The 16,181-nt window shown below is 76.6% G+C and carries 9 protein-coding genes; 4 read left to right on the top strand and 5 right to left on the bottom strand.

The window, feature by feature from the left end; genetic code table 11:
- Position 1 precedes the first annotated feature (1 nt).
- Positions 2 to 7,177 carry an SDR family oxidoreductase gene (locus ABT160_RS15515; RefSeq protein ID WP_351647715.1) on the bottom strand — a complete coding sequence of 2,392 codons (7,176 nt, stop codon included), beginning with the start codon at positions 7,175 to 7,177 and terminating at the stop codon, positions 2 to 4.
- A gap of 197 nt (positions 7,178 to 7,374) precedes the next feature.
- Between ABT160_RS15515 and cobT the strand changes: the two genes are divergently transcribed.
- The 3 genes from cobT (at position 7,375) to ABT160_RS15500 (ending at position 11,017) form a co-directional block, all read left to right on the top strand.
- Complete coding sequence (cobT, locus tag ABT160_RS15510; protein WP_351647713.1) at positions 7,375 to 8,436, top strand: nicotinate-nucleotide--dimethylbenzimidazole phosphoribosyltransferase; 1,062 nt, start codon at positions 7,375 to 7,377, stop codon at positions 8,434 to 8,436.
- Positions 8,437 to 8,576: 140 nt separating this feature from the next.
- Positions 8,577 to 10,340: a phosphatidylglycerol lysyltransferase domain-containing protein gene (locus ABT160_RS15505; RefSeq protein WP_351647712.1), complete on the top strand. Its 1,764-nt coding sequence runs from the start codon at positions 8,577 to 8,579 to the stop codon at positions 10,338 to 10,340.
- Positions 10,337 to 11,017 carry a hypothetical protein gene (locus ABT160_RS15500; protein ID WP_351647711.1) on the top strand — a complete coding sequence of 227 codons (681 nt, stop codon included), beginning with the start codon at positions 10,337 to 10,339 and terminating at the stop codon, positions 11,015 to 11,017. The genes ABT160_RS15505 and ABT160_RS15500 overlap by 4 nt, the downstream gene beginning before the upstream one ends.
- On the opposite strand, the gene ABT160_RS15495 is transcribed toward ABT160_RS15500, so the two are convergent.
- Entirely contained in the window at positions 10,960 to 11,721 is a 762-nt protein-coding gene (locus tag ABT160_RS15495; RefSeq protein ID WP_351647710.1) for a hypothetical protein, read from the bottom strand. The two genes, ABT160_RS15500 and ABT160_RS15495, sit on opposite strands and share 58 nt — an antisense overlap.
- A 95-nt stretch (positions 11,722 to 11,816) precedes the next feature.
- Here ABT160_RS15495 and ABT160_RS15490 point away from each other — a divergent pair, with 95 nt between their 5' ends.
- Positions 11,817 to 12,581, top strand: a complete 765-nt coding sequence (locus tag ABT160_RS15490) for an adenosylcobinamide-GDP ribazoletransferase (protein WP_351647708.1) — start codon at positions 11,817 to 11,819, stop codon at positions 12,579 to 12,581.
- A gap of 10 nt (positions 12,582 to 12,591) precedes the next feature.
- Here the strand turns inward: ABT160_RS15490 and ABT160_RS15485 are convergent, their stop codons facing one another.
- The 3 genes from ABT160_RS15485 to pelF are packed head-to-tail and all read right to left on the bottom strand — an operon-like array spanning position 12,592 to position 16,172.
- The gene (locus ABT160_RS15485; protein WP_351647707.1) at positions 12,592 to 13,206 is read right to left on the bottom strand and encodes a spherulation-specific family 4 protein; all 615 of its coding nucleotides are present in this window, start codon (positions 13,204 to 13,206) and stop codon (positions 12,592 to 12,594) included.
- A gap of 27 nt (positions 13,207 to 13,233) precedes the next feature.
- Positions 13,234 to 14,655, bottom strand: coding sequence for a hypothetical protein (locus tag ABT160_RS15480; RefSeq protein WP_502984231.1), 1,422 nt, complete (start codon positions 14,653 to 14,655; stop codon positions 13,234 to 13,236).
- On the bottom strand, positions 14,652 to 16,172 hold the full coding sequence (gene pelF, locus ABT160_RS15475) for a GT4 family glycosyltransferase PelF (RefSeq protein ID WP_351647706.1): 1,521 nt from the start codon (positions 16,170 to 16,172) through the stop codon (positions 14,652 to 14,654). The genes ABT160_RS15480 and pelF overlap by 4 nt, the downstream gene beginning before the upstream one ends.
- Positions 16,173 to 16,181 lie beyond the last annotated feature (9 nt).

Genomic DNA, 16,181 nt, shown 5'->3' with positions numbered 1-16,181 from the left:
CTCACCAGCCCGACGCGGTGTAGACGACCTCGTCGGTGTCCGCCTCGCCCCAGGCCAGCTCCCGCAGCAGGGCGAGGACGCCCTCCTCCGGGTCGATCAGGCTGATGCCGCGCCGCGCGTACTCGCGGCCCAGCTCCGGGGTGACCATGCCGCCGTGCTCGCCGGACGGCGCCCAGGGGCCCCAGTGCACGGTGAGCGCCCGGCAGCCGGTGGCGTCGCGCCACTGGCGGCCGAGGGCGGCCAGCGCGTCGTTGGCGGCGGCGTAGTCGATCTGGCCGCGGTTGCCGAGCACCGCCGAGATGGAGCCGAACAGCACGGCGAAGCGCGGGAGTTCGGGCAGCCGGTGGACGGCGGCGAGCAGCGCGCGGGCGCCGTCCACCTTGGTGCCGTACACCCGCTGGAAGGAGTCGGCGTCCTTGGCCTCGATCAGCCGGTCCTCGATGACCCCGGCGGCGTGCACCACGCCGTCGATCCGACCGTGCCGGGCGTACGTCTCCTTGACCGCCTGCTGGACCGCCTCGGTGTCGCGCAGGTCGACGGTGCGGTAGCCGGCCCGGCCGCCCGCCGCGCGGACCGCGTCGAGCGTCGCGGCGACCTCGCGGGCCGCCAGGATCCGGGAGGCCTCGCGGTCGATCTCGGCGGGGCGCAGGCCGCCGCCGCGGGCGGCGAGGGCGGTACGCAGCGCCGCCCGGTCGCGGGCGGCCGCCAGGTCGGGGGCCTCGGGGGCGTCGTCGAGCTCGGTGCGGCCGAGGAGTTCGACGTGGCAGCGGGCGGCGCCGGCCAGGGCGATCGCGACGCGGGCGGTGATGCCGCGCGCCCCGCCCGCCAGGACGACCACCGAGCCGTGGCCGAGCCCGAGGGCGTGCGCCTCGGCGGCGCCGTCCCCGGCCGGTCCGGCGCCCGAGGTGGCGAGCGGGCCGAGGTCGGTCGCGTACGGCTCGACGCCGTGCCGCACCCCCTCGGCGCTGACCACGACCGGGGCCCGGTCGGGCGCCAGGAGCTCGCCCACCAGGGCCTCGGCCAGCTGGGCGGCGGGGCGCGAGGTGTCGAGGTCGACGACGCGGGCGACCGCGTCCGGGTACTCGCGGGCGACGGTGCGGAAGAAGCCGCTCAGGCCGGCCGACTGGCGGCTCTCGACGGCCGGGCGGGCGCACAGCAGCCAGCGGGGCGCGCGCCGCAGGACGTTCTTGAACAGCGGGAACTCGGCGGGCAGCACCGGGCCGCCGATGGCGAGCGCCCCCAGGTGCACCACGCCGTCGACCGGTCCCGCGTGGTGCTCCAGGTCGCCGCCCGCGCGGGTGGCGGCGGCGCCCAGCTCCTGGAGCCGGTGGACCAGGGCCTGGGCGACCGGGGTGCCCTCGCCCAGGACCAGGAAGTGCCGCCCGAGCAGGGCGCCCTCCTCGGCGCGGGGGGCCGGGTCGAGGGGGACGGCCCGCAGGAGGTAGCGCTTGGGGGCGCGGACGTCGAGCGCGACGGGCTCGTCGGCGGCGGGGGCTGCGGGGGCCTCGGGGGTTTCCGGGACCGGCTCCGCGACCGGCTCGGGCGCGGCCAGGGCGACCGGCTCGGGCACGGGAACGGGGGCGGGTGCGGCAGGGGCAGGTGCGGCGGACGCGGGGGCCGGGGCGCCGAGGCGGGTGCCCAGCCAGTCGGCGATCGCCTGCGCCGTACGCGCCCGCGTCAGCTCCTCCAGCTCCGCGTCCGGCAACGACCGCAGGTCCATGCCCGAACCCGCCAGCCGCTTGCCCAACTCCCCCGCGATCTCCGTCCGCTTGATCGAGTCGACACTCAGATCCGCTTCCAGGTCCAGATCGGGCTCGATCATCTCCGCCGGATAACCCGTCCGCTCGCTGATCACCGCGACGACCGTGGCGAGGACGTCCACCGGCTCGGGCGCGGGAGCCGGCGCGACAGGGGCGGGAACGACGGGCGCGGCGGCCGGGGCGCCGAGGCGGGTGCCCAGCCAGTCGGCGATCGCCTGCGCCGTACGCGCCCGCGTCAGCTCCTCCAGCTCCGCGTCCGGCAACGACCGCAGGTCCATGCCCGAACCCGCCAGCCGCTTGCCCAACTCCCCCGCGATCTCCGTCCGCTTGATCGAGTCCACGCTCAGATCCGCTTCCAGGTCCAGGTCCGGCTCGATCATCTCCGCCGGATAACCCGTCCGCTCACTGATCACCGCCACCACCACGGACAGCACGTCCACGGCCTCCGGCGCCCCGGCGGCCGGCTCCGGGACCGGTGCGGCCCGTACGGCCTCCGGCTCCCGCACCCACTCCTCCCGCGGCGCCTCCACCGGCACCGGCGCCACCGCCGGTACCGGCGGGGCGACCGGCGCGGCGACCGTGACCGGCCCCGGCGCCGCCCCGAAGTAGGTCAGCAGCACGTCCCGCTGGGCCGCCACCATCTCGCGGCTGCTCCGGAGGAACTCGTTGACCAGTGCGTCCCTGTCGTCCACCGTCGACTCCCGCTCGCTCTCCCGCTCGGACTTCCACTCCTGGCCCGGCCCCGGGCCCCAGCCGATCCGCCGCGCCGGGACCAGCGCCCCGGCCAGCACCCCGCCGTCGGCGGTGCGCACGAGCTGGCCGTCCACGGTCCAGCCGGGCCTGCGCGGTACGGCCCCGGGGTCGGCGACCACCGCGTCGCGCCCGGCGAACAGCCGGGCCGCGGCCACCGGCACCCCGGCCACCGCGAGGCGCGCCAGCGCCTCCAGGTGCCCGGCGAGCCCGGCGCCGGGGCGCGGCTCGAAGGCCACCGCCAGGTGCGGGCGGTCGCCCAGCACGCGGCCGACCAGGCCGGTCAGCACCGTGCCCGGCCCGGCCTCGACGAAGACCCGGGCCCCGGCCTCGTACATCGCCTCGATCTGCTCGGCGAAGCGCACGGGCGCGGCGACCTGTTCGGCGAGGCAGCCGCGCACCCCGTCGGGCCCGGCCGGGTAGGGCGCGGCCGTCAGGTTGGCCCACACCGGGATCTCGGGGGCGCGCACCGCGACCTGGTCGAGGACCCGGGCGAAGGCGTCGGCGGCGCCCGCGACGACGGGGCTGTGGAAGGCGCAGGCGACCGGCAGCCGCCGGGTGGTGCACCCGGCGCGCTCCAGCGCCTCGACGGCCCGCGCCACCGCCTCCGTACCGCCGGAGACCACGGTCTGGTCCGGGGCGTTGCGGTTGGCGGTCACCACCTGTCCCGCGAGGCCCGCAGCGGCGAGCACCAGGTCGGTCTCGTCGGCCCCGGCGGCGACGGCCGCCATGGTGCCGGGGTCGTCCCCGGCGGCGGCCAGGATCGCCTCGGCGCGCCGCTCGCTCAGGTCAGCCAGCGCGTCGGGCGAGAAGGACCCGGCGGCGCACAGGGCGACGAGTTCGCCGTAGGAGTGCCCGGCGGCCATCGCGGGGCGCACCCCGAGGCCGGTGAGCACGTCGTGCACGGCCAGGCCGACCGCGCCGAGGGCCGGCTGGGCGCGGCGGGTGTCGGTGAGGCGCTCGCGCTGGGCGGCCCGCTCCTCGTCGTCGAAGGCGGCGGCCGGGTACATCGCGTCGACCGGGGCGCGCCGCAGGTGCCGCTGGGCCTCGGGGAACGCGGCGAACAGCTCGGCCAGCATGCCGGGCCGCTGGCTGCCCTGGCCGGGGAAGAGGAAGGCGACCTCGCCGGCGGGCCCCGCGGGGTCGGCGAGGAACACCCCGGCGCCCCGCTCGCCCGCCGCCACCGCCCGCAGCCGGTCCTTGAGGGTGTCCTCGCAGTCGGCGACGACGGCGGCGCCGACCGGGCCGCCCTCGGCGCGGCGGGCGGCGGTCAGGGCCAGGTCGCGCAGCCGCCAGGCGCCGGTCCCGGCGAGCTCCTGGAGCTCGGCGGCGTCGGCGGCGGTACGGAACACGAAGAGCTCGGCGGGCCAGTGGTCGGCGCCCTGGCGGGGCGGCGCACCGCCGTCGTGGCCCTGGAGCACCACGTGGAAGTTGGTGCCGCCGAAGCCGAACGCGCTGACGCCCGCGAGCCGTCCGGCGGCCGGGGCGGCCCAGGGCAGCGCCTTGTCGTGGAAGGCGAACGGGCTGCTGCCGGGCTGCCAGGCCGGGTTGGGGCGGTTCATGTGCAGGGTGGGCGGGCGGACCCCGGTGTGCAGGGCCAGGGCCGTCTTGATCAGGCCCGCGAGTCCCGCGGCGCACTTGGTGTGCCCGATCTGGGACTTGACCGAGCCGACGACGCAGTCGCCGGGCGCGGCGCCCGCCTCGGCGAACACCTCGGAGAGCACGCCCAGTTCGGTGCGGTCGCCGACGACGGTGCCGGTGCCGTGGGCCTCCACCAGGCCGACCTCGGCGGGCGAGACGCGGGCCTGGGCGTAGGCGCGCTCCAGGGCGGCGCGCTGGCCCTCGGGGCGGGGCGCGGTCAGGCCGAGGGAGCGGCCGTCGCTGGCGGCGCCGACGCCCTTGATGACGGCGTAGACCCGGTCGCCGTCGCGCTCGGCGTCGGCGAGCCGCTTGAGCACGACGCAGGCGACGCCCTCGCCGAGCGCGATGCCGTCGGCCCCGGCGTCGAAGGGGCGGCAGCGGCCGGTGGGCGACAGGGCGTGCACCGAGGAGAAGAGCAGGTAGTCGTTGATGCCGTTGTGCAGGTCGGCGCCGCCGCACAGGGCGACGTCGGCGGTGCCGGTGACCAGTTCCTTGCAGGCCACGTCGACGGCGGTGAGCGAGGAGGCGCAGGCCGCGTCGACCGTGTAGTTGGCGCCGCCGAGGTCGAGGCGGTTGGCGATGCGCCCGGAGATGACGTTGGCGAGCAGGCCGGGGAAGGAGTCCTCGGTGAGGGTGGGCAGCTGGGCGTCCAGCTCCTCGGGCAGCCGTCCGAGGTAGGAGGGCAGGACGGTGCGCAGGGTGGTGGCGTTGGCGGTGTCGCTGCCCGCCTCGGCGCCGAAGATGACGCAGGTGCGCTCGCGCGGGAAGTCCGTGCCCTCCAGGCCCGCGTCGGCCAGCGCCCGGCGGGCCGCCTCCAGGGCGAGCAGCTGGACGGGCTCGATGGAGGAGAGCGAGGCGGGCGGGATGCCGTAGGCCAGCGGGTCGAAGGGGATGCGCGGCAGGAAGCCGCCCCACTTGGAGGCGGAGACGTCGGCGGACTCGGCGTCCTCGCCGTAGTAGAGCGCGGGGTCCCAGCGGTCGGCGGGCACCTCGCGGACGGCGTCGGCCCCGGCCAGCACGTTGGCCCAGAAGGTGGCGAGGTCGGGGGCGTCGGGGAACATGCAGGCCATGCCGACCACGGCGACGTCGAGCGCGGGCGGCGCGGCGGGCCGGTCGGCGCGCTCGCGGCGGCCGAGCTCGGCGGCCCGGCGGGCGTAGAAGGCGGCGGCGCCCTCGCTCACCCCGTGGTGCAGGTCGGCGATGCGGGTGGTGGCGTCGCGCAGCACGGCGACCTCGCCGGCCATGAACATGCCGTCGGCGAGCTGGCGGGCCTCGTCGACGTCGAGGAGCTCCTCGCCGACCCGTTCCAGGCCCTTGGAGGCGAGCCGCAGCCGGCCGACGTTGAGCCGCTCCAGCTCCTCCCAGGCGTCCCGGTCGGGCACCCCGGCCTCGCGCAGCTCCTCCTTGCGGGCCTGGTAGCCGTCGCTGAACGGGCTGGGCACGCAGCGGGTGGCGTGGCCGGGCGCGGTCTGCAGCAGCGCGGTGCCGCGCGCGGCGAGCACCTGGCGCTGGAAGAGCGGCTGGATGGCGCCGCAGGCGACGGCCTCCTCGGTGAAGAGGTAGGCGGTGCCCATCAGCACGCCGACGGCGACGCCGCGCGCGGTGAGCGGGGCGGCGAGGGCGGCGACCATGGCGGCCGAGCGCTCGTCGTGGACGCCGCCCGCGAAGAGCACCTCGACGTCCTGCGGGTCGAGGCGGTCGGCCTCGGCGTCCAGGTGGTCCGCCAGGACGGCCAGCTGGGCCTCCCAGAGCGGGAAGGAGTTGCGGGGGCCGATGTGGCCGCCGCACTCGGCGCCCTCGAAGACGAAGCGGCGGGCCCCGGCGGCGAGGAACTGGCCGAGCAGTCCGGGCGAGGGCACGTGCAGGAACGTCTTGATGCCGTCGGCCTCCAGCGCGGCGGCCTGGGAGGGGCGGCCGCCCGCGACGATCACGTGGGTGGGCCGCAGCTCGCGGACGGCGGCCAGCTGGGCGGTGCGCACGTCCTCGGGGGCGAAGCCGAGGACGCCGACGCCCCAGGGGCGGTCCCCGAGGGCGGCGCGGGTGCGCTCCAGCAGGGTGCGGGTCTGCTCGGGCCCGGCGAGGGCGAGGGCGACGAAGGGCAGGCCGCCCCCGTCGGCGACGGCGGCGGCGAAGGCGGCCTGGTCGCTGACCCGGGTCATCGGGCCCTGGGCGACGGGCAGCGCGGTGCCCAGGGAGCGGGCGAGGGCGGAGCCGGGGCGCAGCGCGGCGGCGGCCGCGTCGTCGTGCCCGGCCGCGGCCACGGCGTCCCGCACAGCGGTGACGGCGGCGGCCACGGTGGCGTACCGCTGCTCGAAGCGGGCGGCCAGGAACACGTCCTGGCCGGCCGGGACGAGCCGGTCGCGCAGTTCGGCGGGCATCCCGGGGCGGCGGCGGTCGAGCACGCGCTCGCCGCCGACGAGGACGGTCTCGGAGCCGTCCAGGGTGCGCAGCAGGGCGGTGAGGGCGGCGGGCAGCTCGGCCTCTTCGAGCAGGGCGAGCTGGGTGTCGAGGACGACGCCGGCGGCCCCGGCGAGGACGGCGGCCGCGGCGGTGCGCGGGCCGATGCCGCCGCAGGCCCAGACCGGCACGGTGAGGGCGGGGTCGGCGAGCAGGTGCTGGAGCAGGACGTAGGTGGAGAGTTCACCGCAGGGGCCGCCGGACTCGCTGCCGCGGGCGACCAGGCCGGTGGCGCCGTCGCAGACGGCGGCCCTGGCCTCCTCGGCGGAGCGCACCTCGGCCAGGACGTTCGGGGCCGGGACGCGGGCGGCGGGCCAGGGGGCGCCGGGGGCCAGGAGCACGGTGTGCACGGCCGTGCCGAGGTCCTCGGGGGCGAGGGCGCAGTGCGCGGGGACGCGGACGCCGAAGGACCCGGGGGCCCACTGGGCGGCGAGGTCGAGGGCCTCGCGGGCGGGGCGTCCGCCCGCGCCGAGGTCGAGGACGCCGAGGCCGCCCGCTCTGCTGACGGCGGCGGCGACCCGGGCGTTGGGCTCGCCGAAGGGACTGACGCCGATGACGGTGTACGTCACGGAGAGGCTCCATCTCTGCGCGCGGGCGGTGCACATTCAGTAATCGGACAATCCGACACAAACTGGACCGTAGGGGATGCCCTGTACCGCTGCAATGACACTCCGAAGACAGTGCGTCACATGGCGTAAGGAACGGGCGGAATGCGGGCCCGGAGCACTGACGGCTCGTCAAGGGCGGGGCCGGTACTGTTCGGCGAATGAGCAGCCTGAACCTCGACGACTTCTCCGATCTGATCGAGCGCCCCGACGGCGGCATTCGGCGTGACGCCGAGGAACGCCGCGAGCGGCTCACCGTCCCGCCCGGCGCGCTGGGCCGCCTCGACGAGCTGGGCGAGTGGCTGGCCGCCGCCCAGGGCCAGGTGCCGGTCAGGCCCGTCGAGCACCCCCGCGTGGTGCTGTTCGCCGCCGACCACGGCGTCGCCTCGCTCGGCGTGTCGGCCCGTGAGCCCGGCGGCGCCCACCTGCTGGTGCGCGCGGCGCTGGACGGCGAGAGCCCGGTCGCGGTGCTCGCCCGGCGCGCGGGCGTGCCGCTGCGCGTGGTCGACGCGGGCCTGGACTGCGACCCCGCGCTGCTGCCCGAGGAGGTGACGCGCCACCGGGTGCGGCGCGGCTCCGGGCGGATCGATCTGGAGGACGCGCTCACCGACGAGGAGACCGAGGCCGCGGTGCGGCTCGGCATGCGCATCGCCGACGAGGAGGCCGACTCCGGCACCGACCTGGTCGTCCTCGGCGACCTGAGCGTGGGCGGCACCACCCCCGCCTCGACCCTGGTCGCCGCGCTCTGCGGGACCGACGCCTCGGTGGTCACCGGGCGCGGCGGCGCGGGCATCGACGACCTGGCCTGGATGCGCAAGTGCGCGGCGATCCGCGACGCGCTGCGCCGCGCCCGGCCGGTCCTGGGCGACCAGCTCCAGCTGCTGCGCGCGGTGGGCGGCGCCGACCTGGCCGCGATGACCGGCTTCCTGCTCCAGGCCGCCGTGCGCCGGATGCCGGTGATCCTGGACGGCGTGGTGTCGGCGGCCTGCGCGCTGGTGGCGCAGCGGGCCGCGTTCCGGGCGCCGGACTGGTGGGTGGCGGGCCACGACAGCGGCGAGCCGGCCCAGGCGAAGGCCCTGGACCGGATGGCACTCAACCCGCTGCTCGATCATGGCGTCACAGTGGGGGAAGGAACCGGGGCATTGCTCGCGCTTCCGCTCGTCCAGGCAGCCTCCGCCCTCGCGGCGGAGCTGTCGCCGCGCGCGGGGGAAGCGGCGGGCTGACGCGTCCGGTGCGGCCGCCCCGACCACGGGCGCACCCCGCTCACCACGGGGTTCGTCCCGGGCGGCCGCACCAGGAGCAGCCACACGGCGGTCGCCGCGACGCCCGCCATGTCACGCGATGCCCCATATGATCGCGTTTCATGGGAGAGGTCCGTTTGTCCAGCGAAGCCACGCCCCGGGGCACCGCACACACACGCCGCAGCGCCGCGTTCGCGGTCTGGTACCTGCGCGCCGTGACGTTCATCAACTTCCTGAGCGCGGTCTGGGTCTCGCTCGGGCAGGACCTGCGCCGCCACAACACGGACGACTACTTCACCCCGTACCTGCTCACCGCGGGCTTCACCTCCGGCCTGATCACCCTCTTCCTCGCGGTCACCATGCGCCGCCGCAAACGGGCCGCCTGGATCCTCAACCTGGTGCTCAGCGGGCTCTTCCTGGCGCTGTTCCTGCTGGTGATCGTGGTCGACGGCGCGATCCGCTCGCACACCCAGAACTGGATCTCGCTGGTCCTGACCGCCGCGTTCTTCGGCGCGCTGCTGGTGGGCCGCAAGGAGTTCTACGCCAAGGGCGACCGCTCCAACCCCAAGCTGGCCACCGCCGTCGCGGTCGGCGGCCTGCTCCTCACCTCGCTCCTCGCGGCGCTCCTGGTCACCGCCACCAACACCGCCGGCGGCCACGCCTCCTTCCTGGAGCGCTGGCGCTACGGCGCGATGCGCATGGGCTGGCTGGTGCCCAACGACTCGCACGTCCAGGGCATCACCACACCCGGCTGGGCCGACGTCGTGATCAACGTCCTGGCCACCCTGCTGCTGCTCGCCGTCGCCTACGCCGCCTTCCGCGCGCGCCGCGCCGTCGACCCGCTCACCGAGGACGACGAGGAGAAGCTGCGCGCCCTGCTCGACAAGTACGGCGACCGCGACTCCCTGGGCTACTTCGCGCTGCGCCGCGAGAAGAGCGTGGTGTGGTCCCCCAGCGGGAAGGCCGCCGTCGCCTACCGCGTGGTCGGCGGCGTCTCGCTGGCCTCCGGCGACCCGATCGGCGACCCCGAGGCCTGGCCCGGCGCCATCGAGCCGTGGCTGGCCGAGGCCCGCGAGCACGGCTGGATCCCGGCCGTGATGGGCGCGAGCGAGGAGGCCGGCACCATCTACGCCCGGCACGGCCTGGACGCCCTGGAGCTGGGCGACGAGGCGATCGTGGAGACCGCCGAGTTCACCCTGGAGGGGCGCGCCATGCGCACCGTCCGCCAGGCCTTCAACCGGGTCAAGCGGGCCGGCTACCAGGTCCGCATCCGGCGCCACGAGGACATCCCCGCCGAGGAGATGGACGAGCTGCTGCGGCGCGCCGACGACTGGCGCGACGGCGCCACCGAGCGCGGCTTCTCCATGGCGCTGGGGCGCCTCGGCGACCCGGCCGACGGCCGCTGCGTGATGCTGGAGTGCACCGACGGCGACGGCGAGCTGCGCGCCCTGCTGTCCTTCGTGCCGTGGGGCCCCAAGGGCCTGTCCCTGGACCTGATGCGCCGTGACCGGGACTCCGAGAACGGCCTGATGGAGTTCATGGTCATCGAACTGCTCCAGCGCGCGAAGGAGATCGGGATCACTCAGGTCTCACTGAACTTCGCGATGTTCCGCTCTGTCTTCGAGCGTGGCTCGAAGCTCGGCGCGGGACCCGTGCTGAGGATGTGGCGCTCGCTGCTCAGCTTCTTCTCCCGCTGGTGGCAGATCGAGTCGCTGTACCGCGCCAACGCCAAGTACCGACCGATCTGGGAGCCCCGCTTCATGCTCTTCGAGAAGAGTGCCGACCTGCTGCGCATCGGCGTGGCCGCGGGCCGCGCCGAGGGGTTCCTGGAGGCCCCCGGCCTGCCGAAGTGGCTGCACCGCAGACACCTGGAGTCCAAGCGTTGAGAGCCTTCGCGCGCCGCGAGTGGGGCGCGCTGTACGCGACGGTGCGGACCGCGCTCGTCACCCGGGGGTGGCGGGCGGTCCCGATGACGCTCGCCGCCGTCTGCCTGACCTCGCTGTTCCAGCTGGTGCAGAACCAGGACTGGGGCTACCAGCTGGTCCAGGACATCGGGTCCGTACGGGCCGAGGACCCGCTGTGGCTGGCGCTGCTGCGGACCCCGCTGTCGCTGTTCGTCCCGGCGCTCGACCTGCCCGTGTGGGGCGCGCTGGCGCAGGTCCTGCTGGTGTTCGGGATCGCCGAGATCTGCCTGGGCCGCCCGCGCACCCTGCTGCTCGCGTACGTGGCGACGCTGGCCGGGACCCTGTACGCGCGGGTGGGCATCGCGCTCGGCCCGGACGCCTTCCTGGGGCTGCCCGCCGAGGACGCCCAGGTGGTGGACACCGGGCCGTCGGCCGCGGTGGTCGGCCTCGCGGTGTACGTCTGCTTCCGCTACCGGGCGTACGTCACCGCCGCGATGGTGACCGCCGCGATGGTGGTCGAGGTGCTGTTCAAGGACAACCTCGCGGGCAAGGAGCACCTGGCGGCGATCGCCGCGGTGCTGCTGGTGTGCCTGGTGACCCGCTACCGCTCGCGGCGGCCGGGCACCACCCGGTCCGGCGCCCCGCCGATCCACTCCTGAAAGCGCCGCCAGGTCACCGTCCAGCGCTTGTCGTGGTGGTAGGCGCGCAGCCCGCTGCGGGCCCGCAGCCGCGGCCGGCCCCGGTAGAAGCGGCGCGCCCACAGCGAGCCGGGGCGGGCCAGCCGCAGCGCCCCGATCACCGCGAGCAGCGGCACCACCGTGCCGAACAGGGCCATCCGGAACTTCCCCTTGAACAGGGTGACCAGGATGAAGAAGAAGTTGACCAGCAGGTAGAGGATCAGGGTGCCCCGGCTGTGCTGCTCGTCGGGGGTGAGGTCGTTGACGCCCAGCGGCGAGAAGCCGCCCAGGGTCAGCGCCACCACGGCGGCGGTGAGCACCACGATCTCCACGCTCTTGCGGCCCTGCTCGCTCCAGTACACGTCGTCCAGGTGCAGGATCAGCGCGAACTCGTCGAGGACCAGGCCCGCGCCGATGCCGAAGACCAGTGCGCACAGCACCGCCGCCAGGCCGTGCCGGCCGCTGCCGACCGCGCCGAATCCGCCGATGACGGTCAGCAGCACGCCGGGCACCACGTGGTGGATGTGCACCCCGCCGGGGGTGATGTTGCGGAAGGGGCCCTTGCCCGCCCGGATCAGCCGGGTGATCACGCGTGTGACCAGGAAGGTCAGCACGAAGGAGGTCAGGGCGACGAGCATCGGGAGCTTCCCCGGCTCGACGATGTTGCGGTAAAACCAGTGACCCATGCCACCCGCTCCCGTATTGCGCGTTATGCGTAACTTACCGGGCGGGCCGTCCGGCTACTCTGCGGCGACGGACGACCCCCGACCAGGAAGACGCGATGCACGGCATACGGTTCGCCTTCGGCACCCTGACGGTGCTGCCCGCCCGCATCAGCCGCTGGGACCGGGACACGGCCCGCTCCGGGATGCTGTGGGCGCCGCTCGCGGGCCTGGTCGTGGGACTCGCCGCCGCGGCGGCCGGCGGGGCGGCGCTGCTGCTCGGCGCGGGCCCGCTGCTCGCCGCCGTGCTCTCGGCCGCCGTCCCCGCCGTGCTCACCCGGGGCCTGCACCTGGACGGCCTCGCCGACACCGCCGACGGTCTGGGCAGCGCCAAGCCCGCCGAGGAGGCGCTGCGGATCATGAAGCGGTCCGACATCGGGCCGTTCGGCGTGATCACCCTGCTCTTCGTGCTGCTGGCCCAGGTCGCGGCGCTGTACGAGCTGTACGGGGACGGGTGGGCGCACGGCGCGGTGGGCGCCGCCCTCGCGGGCACCACGGCCCGGCTCGCGATGACGCTGGCCTCCCGCCGGGGCGTCCCGGCCGCCCGCCCCGAGGGCCTGGGCGCGGTGGTCGCGGGCACCGTCCCGGCCCGCCCGCTGCTGGCGGTCGCGGCGCTGGTGCTGGCCGGGTGCGCGGGGGCGGGCGCGGCGTGGTCCGGGTACGACGCGGTGCGCGGGGTGCTGGCCGCGCTGGCCGGGCTCGGCGCGGCGGAGGCGCTGCTGCGGCGCTGCGTGCGCCGGTTCGGCGGGGTGACGGGCGACGTGTTCGGCGCGGTGGAGGAGGCCGCGGCGACGGCGGCCCTGGTGGTGCTGACGCTCGGTTAGGACGTACGGGTCAGGCCGCCACGCCGTGCGGGAGGGTGCCCCAGGGGTGGGCGCCGGTGCCCGGGACGGCGCAGCCCACCCCGGTGTCCACGGCGGCCCCCGGCGGCGCCCCGTAGACCAGGTGGCACAGGTGGTCGTCGGCGGGCGGGCGCAGGGCCCGGTAGACGTCCCAGGGCCCCTCGAAGGAGACCAGCAGGTCGGCCAGGCGGGCGTACAGCGGGTGCGGGTGGGCCCCGTGGTTGAGGACCAGGGTGCGCGCCCCGGCCGTGCGGGCCGCGTCCGCGAGGACCTGGTAGTGGGCGAACATCTCCGGCGCGGTCGGCACCTGGTCCAGGAACGCCCCGTCCACCCCGTACCAGGCGCGGTGGGCCCGCAGGTCACGGGTCACGTCCGCGCAGGAGCGGCGCCCGTAGGCGGTGTCCGCGTACCCCAGGACCGGCACCCCGGCCTCCCGCAGCCGCACGGCGACCTCGGCGAACGCCGGGTCGGGCTCCCGGCCCGCGCCGCTGGCCGGGTTGATCACCACCCCGTACAGCCGGGGCGCGGCGGCGATCAGCGCCTCCCACTCGGCGGGGCGGTGCACGGGGTGCTCGTAGTAGGGCACCAGGAGCTTCGCGTGCTTCACGGAGGGGTCCTCACCTAGGGGGCGTGGTCAGGGGCGGTGCGCGGTCGCCCGGCCGAGCAGGGCGCACACCAGGACGGCCAGCAGCGCGGTCGCCGAGCCCGCGACCGCCACCTCCACTGCGCGCGGGTCGGCGCCCGCCGCCAGGGCCGCCGTCTGGGCGGCGGCGGCCAGCACGCACACCACCGCCGCGCCGAGGACGGCGCCGAACGACTGGAGCAGCAGGGCCGCCCACAGCACCGTGCCGAGCAGCAGCAGGCCCGCCAGCCGGCCGGCCGCCAGCTCCGGGGCGCCGGGCCACAGCGCGCTCCCGGCCAGCGTCAGGGCCAGCAGCACCAGGAGGTAACCGCCCAGGCACAGCAGCAGGTTGGCGCCGGTGGCCCGGCGGAACGCCCCGCTGGTCCGGCTGGCCCGCAGACCGCCCAGGCTGCGGCCCCGGAAGCGGCGCAGCAGCCACTCGGCGGGTCCCATGCTCAGGGTGAGCGCCACGGCGGCCGGGGCGCTCACCGCGGCGCCGGGACCGCCCGCGAGGACGTCGCCCACGGCCGCGTACAGCACGAGCACCCCGGTGCCCAGGCCGAACAGGCCGTACGGGACGGAGTCCGCGAGCCTAGGCGCGCCGGGGCCCGAGCGCGGCGCCGGGGGTCCCGCGGGCAGCAGCGCGTGGGCGGCCAGGCCGACCGCCGCGCCCAGCGAGAGCAGCAGCAGGCCCACCCGCAGCGGGACCGGCGGGTCGTGGCTCAGGGCGGGCAGCGCCCCGGCGGCGGTCGGGGCCAGCGCGAGCAGCAGCGCGCGCTCGCGGCCCAGGACCAGCAGGACGGTGGCGGCGGCCAGGTAGAGGGCCTGGCCCGCGGCGAACAGGGCGGCGCCCGCCTCGCCGGGCGCCGCGGCGGTCAGCGCGACCAGGGCGCCGAGCAGGGCCCCCGCGGGGGCGCCGGTGCGCAGCGCGCCGACGGCGGCCTCCCGGTCGCCGAGGCCGAGCCAGGCGTGGGCGCGGTGCGACAGGGCCTGGTTCCACACCCAGCCGGCCACCGCGCCGGCGAGCAGCGGCGCGGTCCCCGCGGGCAGCCCGTGGGCGTCGCGCGGGCCCGGGAGCAGCGGCGCGCCGAGCACGTACGCCAGGCCGGGCAGGGCGAAGACCAGGCCGCGCAGCAGGCAGCCGGCGAGCCCGGCGTGCCAGGGCTCGCCCGGTGGGGGCGGCGGCTCGGCGTGGGCCCGGGGCACCCGGGCGTACAGCTCCTCGGCGAGCGCGAAGGAGTCGGGGTGGCCGTAGGTGAGCCGGATGTGCTCGTCGGTCATCCCGTCGGCCTCCAGGAACGCGGCTATCTCGTCCGGGTGCACGGCCTCGGCGACCAGCGGGCCCATCCGGTCGGCCAGCCGGCCCACCACGTCCCCCGGGCGCGGGGCGACGGGCAGCGACCCGTGCCGGGCGTCCGGCGCGCCGCCGCTCACCAGGCCGACCCGTCCGCCGCGAGCGAGCGGTGCCAGGGGTCGCTCAGCCGGACCGTCCAGTCCCCTGAGGAGGCGGCCGGGGAGAGCGGCTCGGGCGTGCCGGCCAGCTCCAGGTAGATGCGCCGGAAGCCGTCCACCGACCGGCGCAGGGTGAAGCGGTCCACGACCCGGGCCCGGGCCCGGCGCCCCAGGTCGGCGCGGCGGACCGGGTCGCGCAGCAGGGCCAGGGTGGCCCCGGCCATCACGGCGGGCTCGCGCGGCGGCACCACGACCCCGGTGTCGCCGACCGCCTCGCGCACCCCGCCGACGTCGGTGGAGACGGTGGCCCGGCCGCAGGACATCGCCTCGATCAGGGAGTACGGGAAGCCCTCGCTGATGGAGGAGAGCATCACCACGCTGCCCGCGGCGTAGGCCCGGGACACGTCGTCGACCCGGCCCTCGAAGGTGACGCCGTCGGCGCTGCCCAGTTCGGCGGCGAGCTTCTCCAGGCGGACCCGGTAGTCCGCGCCGCCCGGCGGGGCGGCGCCGAACAACCGCAGCCGTACGTCGGGGAGTTCGGCCCGCACCAGGGCGTGGGCGCGCAGCAGCGTCTCCAGGTCCTTGATCGGGTCGATCCGGCCCGCCCAGCTGAGGGTGGGCACCCCGGGCTCGGGCCCGGCGAGCGGGAAGGCGTAGGGGTCGACGCCGTTGTAGACGGTGCGCACCCGCTGGGCGGGGGCGCCGCCCCGCTCCTCCCAGCGGCGGTTGTAGTGGTTGACCGGGGTGATCAGGTCGGCCTTGCGGTAGCCGAGGGTGGTGAGCTCCCGGTAGAAGCCGAGCAGCAGGGCCTTGACCGGCCAGCGGCGGCCCTCGGCGCGGTGGCCGAGGTAGCGCTCGCGCAGGTAGATGCCGTGCTCGGTGAGCAGGAAGGGCACGCCGTCGAACCGCTGGGCGGCGAGGGCGGGCAGGGTGGCCAGGCCCGAGCTGACCGCGTGCGCCACGCAGTCGCCCGGCAGCCGCGCGGCGAGCGGGCGCAGCGCGTGTTCCAGCAGGTCGGTGGCGGTGAGCGCGTCGTGGACGGTGGGGCGGGCCCGGGACAGCGGCAGGTGCGGCAGGGTCCAGATCCACATCAGGGAGCGCAGCGCCGACTCCGAGCGCAGGGCCCCCGACAGCCGTCCCGCGCGGGCCAGTTCGGCCAGTCCGTACAGGCTCTCGCCGAAGTCGCAGCCCGCGGAGGGGTCGAGGAAGGAGAGCAGGAAGCGCTCGTAGGTGTCGGTGAAGGCGCGCCGCTCGCGCCCGAGCAGGGGCCTGCGCCGGGCGGGCGCGGGCCCCCACAGGGGGAACACCGTGTGGCGGCGGAGGTTGCCGGGCAGCTCCCAGCCGACCGGCTCGCGTCCGCTGCCGGTGAGCGCGAGGACCTGGAAGTCGACCTCCGGCATGCCCCGGACGAGCTGGTCGCACCAGGTGCTCACGCCCCCGTGGCCGTGCGGATAGGTGCCTTCGGTGAGCAAGGTGACGTGGCGGCCACGGCCCGGCATGTCTTCCCC

The organism is Streptomyces sp. NPDC001941, from assembly GCF_040296945.1.
GTDB lineage: Bacteria > Actinomycetota > Actinomycetes > Streptomycetales > Streptomycetaceae > Streptomyces.
This window is presented reverse-complemented; position numbering and strand designations above follow the sequence as displayed.

Excerpts from the sequence above, each read along its gene's own strand:
- cobT (WP_351647713.1), top strand. The coding sequence starts at position 7,375 with ATGAGCAGCCTGAACCTCGACGACTTCTCCGATCTGATCGAGCGCCCC.
- ABT160_RS15505 (WP_351647712.1), top strand. The coding sequence starts at position 8,577 with ATGGGAGAGGTCCGTTTGTCCAGCGAAGCCACGCCCCGGGGCACCGCA.
- ABT160_RS15495 (WP_351647710.1), bottom strand. The coding sequence starts at position 11,721 with ATGGGTCACTGGTTTTACCGCAACATCGTCGAGCCGGGGAAGCTCCCG.
- ABT160_RS15490 (WP_351647708.1), top strand. The coding sequence starts at position 11,817 with ATGCACGGCATACGGTTCGCCTTCGGCACCCTGACGGTGCTGCCCGCC.
- pelF (WP_351647706.1), bottom strand. The coding sequence starts at position 16,172 with ATGCCGGGCCGTGGCCGCCACGTCACCTTGCTCACCGAAGGCACCTAT.